This window comes from Streptomyces sp. NPDC037083 (assembly GCF_055606485.1).
Genome location: NZ_JBVJSQ010000014.1, coordinates 291,712 through 298,245 on the forward strand (window position 1 = coordinate 291,712; position 6,534 = coordinate 298,245).

Consider the following 6,534-nt stretch of genomic DNA (forward strand, 5'->3'; position numbering starts at 1 on the left):
CCTTACTCGCATCTCGCACGATTGAGGTTTCAGCCATGTTCGTCTCCCTTGCCGTCGTCACCGTGTTCATGTCGGCGCTTGTCCTGGTATCGGCCGGGGCCAAGTATCTGCGGACGCGGCACATCACCGAGCAGATGTCCACCCTCGGAGTGCCGCAGAGCATGATGGCTTTCCTGATCGGCGCTCAGATCGCGGGCGCGGCCGGTGTGATCGCCGGACTCTGGTGGGGACCCGTCGGAATCGCCGCCGCGATCGGCCTGACGCTCTATTTCGCTGGGGCGGTTGCCTTCCACCTGCGCGTCGGCGACCGCAAGGGCGCGTCTCCGGCGGTGGTCCTCACTATGGCCTCCGTCGCCCTGATCGTGCTGCGTGCTGCCACCCTCTGAAGCGGACAGCCGGTCTGAGGCTGGCCTTGATCGTGCTGAGTGAGGTTGGTCTCCGATGAGGACGGCCACCGTTGATCATCGTGAGTTGTGTCGACAAACGAAGATCAGCCGGTGGCCGTGGGCCCCAGCGTAGATCCTGCTCGGTGGCAATCGGTATTCGAGGGCCTGATGGGCAAGGTGGCGGGCCGGTTCGCCCGGGTGAAACCCCGCCGCCGAGCAAGGGCGTTCGTGCTGGGGCTGCTCGCGGACCTGCCAAAGAAGAACTGCTGGACGATCGCCGAGCACGCCGGTAACGCCAGCCCGGCCGGCATGCAGCACCTGCTCAGCCGGGCCCGCTGCGATGCCGACCGAGTGCGTGACGACATACGGGACTTCGTAGTCGAGCACCTCGGCGACGAGGACGCCGTACTGGGCGTCGACGAGACCGGGGACCTGAAGAAGGGCACCGCGAGTGTCGGGGTCCAGCGCCAGTACACCGGAACCGCGGGCCGGATCGAGAACTCCCAGGTCGCCGTCTACCTCGTCTACGCGAGTGCGGCCGGGCACGCCGCCATCGACCGCCGCCTCTACACCCCACAGTCCTGGACCCAGGACCCGCAGCGGTGCCGCTCGGTCGGCATCCCCGACGACCTGAGGTTCGCGACCAAGCCCGCCCTGGCCACCGAGAATGTCGCCCAGGCCCTGGACGCCGGAGTCCGGGCCAGCTGGGTCACCGGTGATGAGGTCTACGGCGGCGGCCCGCACCTGAGCGCCGACCTGGAACAGCGTCAGATCGGCTATTTCCTGGCCATCTCGCGCAAACGGCCCGTCCCCACCCACGCGGGCATCTTCCCGGCTGGCGTGCTGGCCCACGGCCTGCCGAAGAAAGCCTGGCAGCGGCTGTTGGCGGGAGCCGGAGCCAAGGGCCACCGCTTCTATGAACTGGGCCCAGGTCGAGATCACCAGCCCGAGCGGCACCTCGGAGCATCGGTGGCTGCTCGTGCGACGCAACCGACGCACCGGCGAACGCGCCTGCTACCGCTGCTACTCACCCCGACCCGTCCCTCTGACCGCACTGGTCAAGGTGGCCGGCCGACGCTGGACAGTCGAGGAGACCTTCCAAGCCGCGAAGAGCCTGGCCGGACTGGACGAGCACCAGGTCCGCCGCTGGGTCTCCTGGCACCGCCTCGTCGTACCCAGGTAGTCCCGGTGCCGGGAAGGTGCAGCAAGCGGCCAGGAAGCCGTCCCGATCGCCCGCGCTCTGCTGGCGCTCGCCGAGCTGTTCCTACTGGTCGGCACACTCCTTCTCGCTCGGGCTGGAGTAGGCCATGGCCACGCCGTCGGCGATCTTCTGCCGCTGCATGCCAGCCCATCGCTGCGCCCGAGCCGGTACGTCTCGCGCAGGCGGTCGAGTGAGCGGCTCGCTGCTCCTCTGCGGTCGGCTTTAGCTGGGCTGTTGGGCGGCCGGAGAGTGTGGCCAGACGATCGGCTGAGTGGGGAGTCCAGCCGGCGGTGTGTTGCTGAGCGGGGAGAACTCTGGTGGCAGCGGACCCAGGAGACGGGCGAGGAAGACCGCGGGACGATTGTTGGCGACGGCCAGACGGTGGAGATAGGAACCGAGGGTCTCGTTGTGGACGGGGCCGAGAGCGATGGGCAGCTGGCGGGGTCGGTCAGGCTGCGTCGGCATCCGGCATCCGGCATCCGGCGGCGGGGGCGCCGGTTGCGGCAGCGTTCCTGGCGGGCGTCCTCGGCGGTCTGGTCGACCTCGATGGTTTCCAGAGTGTTGCGGGTGATGGCCTTGCAGCCGTTGATGACGGCCTCGAGGGCGGCCCCGCGGACGAGTTGGGAGAGGCTGCCGATCGCGCCGTCGGTGCGTTCGTGGAGGTAGCCGTCGAGTTTGACCAGGCTGCCGGGCTGGTGTCGGTGGAGTCGCAGAGCGTCTTCGAGCGAGGCGATCAGGTTCCGCCAGTTCTGCCGCTGTGCGGTGGTGCCGTAGGCGAACGGTTCGGTGTCGGTGTGTCGGCTGGCGATCTGCTGGCCCCGGACACCGCTGAACAGGGCGCTCGCGGCGACGTCGATGCCGGCGAGTACGAAGGTGGCGGGGATCCGCTCGGACAGGTATTTGAGCTGGTCGGAGGCTTCGGCCCGGCCTGGGTGGCGAGGTTAAGATTGTGGATCTCGTCGACGAGCGCGAGTTCGACGCGCATTTTGATCAGCAGGTCGCAGACGGTGTTGGTGATGGAGGTCTGGGTCTCTTGCCGGACAACCGGGATGCCCAGGAACCGGGCGAACTCGATGGCGAGCATCTTCCGGGTGGCCCGGGGCGGGACGGTGACATAGACGACCGCAGCCGACCCGCGGCGGCCGGGCCGAGTCGTTTGCGGACCAGGAGTTCATGGTTGCGGCCGAGCTGAGCGATGACGGTGGTCTTGCCGGTCCCAGTCTGGCCGGTGACGATCAGCCCGCGCCCGCGTGCTCGACGAGCTGGCCCTTCTCCTCGTCCCCAAGCCGCCGGAAGCCTCGCCCCTCGGTGTAGTGCTCGGACCAGTCAGTGCGGGTGATTCCCACAGATCGCTCTTCGTTTGTGAAAGTCAGGCTGGTCGGTGTCAGGGCAGTTCGACAGGTCGTACAGGGCGGCCGGCCCTGGGTCTGCAGTGCCCAGTACCGGTAGCCACCAGTGCCACCAATAGGTTCGGTATGGGACCATGCCTGCGGCACCAAAGGCACGGTCCCGCTGGCCTGCGTGACTACGCCGCAGGCCACGACTGGCTCACGATCGTCCAGCTCCCCTCCTGCAGCCCGGACTTGAACCCGGTGGAAGGGGTCTGGTCCCTGTCGCGGCGAGGCCCGGTGGCCAACACCGCGTTCACCGACCCTGACCACCTCACCCGCACCCTCCGCCGCGGCCTCGCCCACATTCAGCGCCACCCGGAACTCATCGACGGCTGCCTCACCGAAACCGGCCTGACCCTCAGCCCTGGCACCCGAAGCTATTCCGACAAGGTCAGTAATCGTTGGCCTGGCATGGGCTTTGGCCGTTGCCGCGCGCGGCAACAAACGCCGGAGCAGCTTGCCGGCCGGTGGGGGAGAGAGGTGGTGGATGGTCCGGCCTGTCGTGGAGGACCGAACGCGTGGGGGCCGAGCTACAGGTGGCCGCGCGGCGGGGTAGGAGATTGAGGAGCATGGCGTCGGATTGTGGGTGTGCACGCTCCGTGATCGCCGCGATATGTCAGAACAGGGTGTCCTGGTCCGGCTGCTCACGGGGCAACGGAGCGACGTCCTCCCCCCGCCACTTCGCCTCCAGGTGCTTGCGCCAGCCCGTCGGCGGAGGCCAGGGGACCCCCCATTGCGCAAGCTGCTTCTTCGACCAGCCGCCGTTGGGGGTCCGCGCGGCGGCCACTTCGTCAGGGGAGGGCACGTAGTTGACCATGCAGGGATGCTGCCCCAGCACGCGGCCCGGCTGCCACCAATATCAGCCCGATATCTGCGGTGCGGTGGCACCGAGCCGCGGCTCGCTCTCGTCACCTTGCGGTGGCAAAGGGCCTTGCCCGGGCGCTACCGCACGACGTGACGTCAGTGGGGCAGCCCGCCACGGCGGCTCACCCATGATCGTTCGCGAGGACCCGGCAGCCTGCACACAGCGCGCGAGCTCCTCGCCGACCCGTTCAACGCCCGCACCACGACGTGCGGATGAACGAGCTGGTGCTTGCCAGAGCGCGCACTCTGTACCGGCGGGCTACTGTGCCGCGCACTGCTGGACGCCTGCGTGCTGACCACGGCGTCCTCGCCGCCGCCCGACGGCTCGCCCTCGGCGCTCATTCGTCGCTGGGGCGCGGGCGGAGACGGTGCGGTGCCTGATCACGCTCCACGTGTGGCATGAGGCGCCGCGGCCGACCTGCGCCACGAGGGCGGCCGGTTCGGCCTGGGGCGGGTACTGAATCCGTGGCAGTTCCGGTAGGCGCCTGTTCTGCGTGCGATCAGCCGGATCACCGGCCTTGATACAGCTCTGACATGAGCGATGCCGAGTGGGCTGTGGTGAAGGTTGTGCTCCCGGTGCCGGTCTGGTTGACGGGCCGCGACGGCCGGCCGGAGGGCTACTGCCATCTGCAGAAGATCGAAGCGGTGCGCTACCTCGTCGACAACGGCATCAAGCGGCGGGCGATGACGTCCGACTTTCCGCCCCGGTCGCGGGTCTACGCCTTCTTCGCCCGCTGGCGGGATGTGAGGCTGGTGGATGAACTGCATGACCAGCTGCACCAGGCGGTCCGCTGGGCGGAGGGCCGTGCTGCGGAGCCGAGTGCGGCTGCGGTGGACTCGCAGTCGGTGAAGGCGGACGACCTCTGAGGCTCCCAGATCAGGTCGTCCATTGGCGCGCTAAAGCTCACAGACGAAGCACACGTCAAGTGATGAACCCGCGCCCCTACGCCCCCGTGCGCCGAAGGCGCGGCGGCGTGCTTCTGGCCGTTACCGTTGTACGTCATCTGGGTGACATTCAACGACGGCCGACGGTGTGACAGGGCATTGTTGCCTGGGTGGTCGAGTTCGACTTTGAGGTGGCCGGCGCCTCGCCCGCCGTCTTTGAAGTAGGTCTCTTGCAGTCCTTCGGCGACGACGGCATGCATGTCCATGTCGCTGGTCCCGTGGCCGTGTGCGTGGAAGAGGCTTGCGTACGGGGGTGGCGGTGGCGGATGAGGCGGCGGAAGCGCCCGTCCCCGGTAGTGCCGGTGGGAGAGGTGTAACCGAAGCGGGGGCCATGGCCGCCCCGAAGACCCGCGAGAGCGGGCCATCTCGCGGCCTACCGCTTCACACCCTCGCATTGTGCAGCGCCGCCGATAAGGAGCAGTCGTGAACCGAGACCTCGCCGTCGCCTACACCTGCTGCGCCATCGCCGTCCTCGAGCTGGCCGCCGCCACCTGGCTCGCCACCGCCGACCACTGGTGGACCGCGGCCCTCACCGCTTGCACCGCGCCCAGCCTGCTCCTCCTCGGTGCCCTCGCTCGCAGGGCGTACCGCCAGGCCCGGGTCGAAGCCAAGCGCGCCGAGCAACTGGCGTGCGGCGAAGCCGCGGCCCCGCTCGTCCCATGCTGCTCGTTAGGGGAGCACTCCGACAAAGGAGTCCACGGGCCCGGCTGCACCCGGGTCGTCCTACCGCCACCGCTGCCACGCCGCGACGCGTACAGCGTCGACGAGCCGGGCCGCGCCGCGTTCGAGGAGATCACCCGCCAACCTGACGACCCGACCGCGTGATAGCCGGGGCTGTCATCCACACGCCGGGGCGAGCACTCGCCCGCACCGGGCATCACCTGGAACACCGAACTGATCAGTTTCGGCGAGCTGGTTGTCGACAGCGACGACGAGTCCCCGTTCAACTGGCGCGAACTGCCGAAGCCCAACCGCGAGACACGGCGCCGCCCCGGCACGCGCAACACGGAGCTCGCGCGGAGAGGACCACCAAACGGTCCCCCCCCACACGATGACGGGCGGAACACCTCCGCTCGCGGAGAGGACAGCGGCTCCGGAATCGGCCGCGACGGCGGGACACCTCCGCTCGCGCGGAGAGGACGCGGGCACCACCACCGTCCGCGACGCCGAGTCCAGGACACCTCCGCTCGCGCGGAGAGGACTAGAGCGTGTCATCTGGGCGGCGGCGATAGCCCGCTCAGCGATCGACCACCCAGCGCGCGTCCGTCGGCCAGGATCCCGTGGCAACGATCTGCTTCACGAGCCTGAACGCCTCACAGATGGGGACGGTGTCCTGATCCGGATACTCGTCGTCCTGCCCGTTGGAAAGGACGAACCCGCCGCTCGACCCCTGAGCCCCGGGGTCCACGGCATGCTCGCCGGGATCGCCCTCGTCTTCGAGCAGCATCACCATCGCGCGCTCGGTATTCGTCACGAAGGCCAGCGACCGTCCGGACGAACTGGTCAGCCACGTCTCAAGCTGACCGCTGTCGATCCTTGAGCGAAGAGCCTCCGGCACCACCTCGGACGACACGGGGATAGGGCTGTCGTCATTGATCACCCAAGACTCGATCACGAGCACGACGATCTCACGGACGGATCTAAGAGACAGTCCCTAGTGTTCTGAGTCAGGAATTCTGTTCAGATGTATAGGCTTGCTGCATGGCACGGACGGGGCGGCCGAAGGCCGAGTTGACACTGTCGGACG

The 6,534-nt window shown here is 68.4% G+C and carries 6 protein-coding genes and 2 pseudogenes; 5 read left to right on the forward strand and 3 right to left on the reverse strand.

The window, feature by feature from the left end; genetic code table 11:
• The first annotated feature begins 35 nt into the window (after positions 1 to 35).
• Both ACZ7DE_RS32800 and ACZ7DE_RS32805 read left to right on the forward strand, forming a co-directional pair.
• Positions 36 to 386 carry a DoxX family protein gene (locus ACZ7DE_RS32800; RefSeq protein WP_470767561.1) on the forward strand — a complete coding sequence of 117 codons (351 nt, stop codon included), beginning with the start codon at positions 36 to 38 and terminating at the stop codon, positions 384 to 386.
• Between the two features lie 168 nt (positions 387 to 554).
• Positions 555 to 1,557: pseudogene (locus ACZ7DE_RS32805) on the forward strand (IS701 family transposase); the annotation flags it as partial.
• 763 nt (positions 1,558 to 2,320) lie between these two features.
• Here the strand turns inward: ACZ7DE_RS32805 and ACZ7DE_RS32810 are convergent.
• Complete coding sequence (locus ACZ7DE_RS32810) at positions 2,321 to 2,671, reverse strand: hypothetical protein (protein WP_470767563.1); 351 nt, start codon at positions 2,669 to 2,671, stop codon at positions 2,321 to 2,323.
• Between the two features lie 418 nt (positions 2,672 to 3,089).
• On the opposite strand from ACZ7DE_RS32810, the pseudogene ACZ7DE_RS32815 reads away from it, so the two are divergent.
• Positions 3,090 to 3,341 (forward strand): annotated as a pseudogene (locus ACZ7DE_RS32815) (IS630 family transposase); the annotation flags it as partial.
• A gap of 253 nt (positions 3,342 to 3,594) precedes the next feature.
• Here ACZ7DE_RS32815 and ACZ7DE_RS32820 read toward each other — a convergent pair.
• Entirely contained in the window at positions 3,595 to 3,795 is a 201-nt protein-coding gene (locus ACZ7DE_RS32820) for a hypothetical protein (protein WP_470767564.1), read from the reverse strand.
• A gap of 581 nt (positions 3,796 to 4,376) precedes the next feature.
• Between ACZ7DE_RS32820 and ACZ7DE_RS32825 the strand changes: the two genes are divergently transcribed.
• The gene (locus tag ACZ7DE_RS32825) at positions 4,377 to 4,709 is read left to right on the forward strand and encodes a transposase (protein WP_470767566.1); all 333 of its coding nucleotides are present in this window, start codon (positions 4,377 to 4,379) and stop codon (positions 4,707 to 4,709) included.
• Positions 4,710 to 5,210: 501 nt separating this feature from the next.
• Positions 5,211 to 5,612, forward strand: coding sequence for a hypothetical protein (locus ACZ7DE_RS32830; RefSeq protein WP_470767568.1), 402 nt, complete (start codon positions 5,211 to 5,213; stop codon positions 5,610 to 5,612).
• A gap of 412 nt (positions 5,613 to 6,024) precedes the next feature.
• Here ACZ7DE_RS32830 and ACZ7DE_RS32835 read toward each other — a convergent pair whose 3' ends face one another.
• Positions 6,025 to 6,408: a hypothetical protein gene (locus tag ACZ7DE_RS32835; RefSeq protein ID WP_470767570.1), complete on the reverse strand. Its 384-nt coding sequence runs from the start codon at positions 6,406 to 6,408 to the stop codon at positions 6,025 to 6,027.
• Positions 6,409 to 6,534 lie beyond the last annotated feature (126 nt).

Coding starts and splice junctions, on each gene's coding strand:
- ACZ7DE_RS32800 (WP_470767561.1), top strand. CDS start 36: ATGTTCGTCTCCCTTGCCGTCGTCACCGTGTTCATGTCGGCGCTTGTC.
- ACZ7DE_RS32810 (WP_470767563.1), bottom strand. CDS start 2,671: ATGCTCGCCATCGAGTTCGCCCGGTTCCTGGGCATCCCGGTTGTCCGG.
- ACZ7DE_RS32820 (WP_470767564.1), bottom strand. CDS start 3,795: ATGGTCAACTACGTGCCCTCCCCTGACGAAGTGGCCGCCGCGCGGACC.
- ACZ7DE_RS32825 (WP_470767566.1), top strand. CDS start 4,377: ATGAGCGATGCCGAGTGGGCTGTGGTGAAGGTTGTGCTCCCGGTGCCG.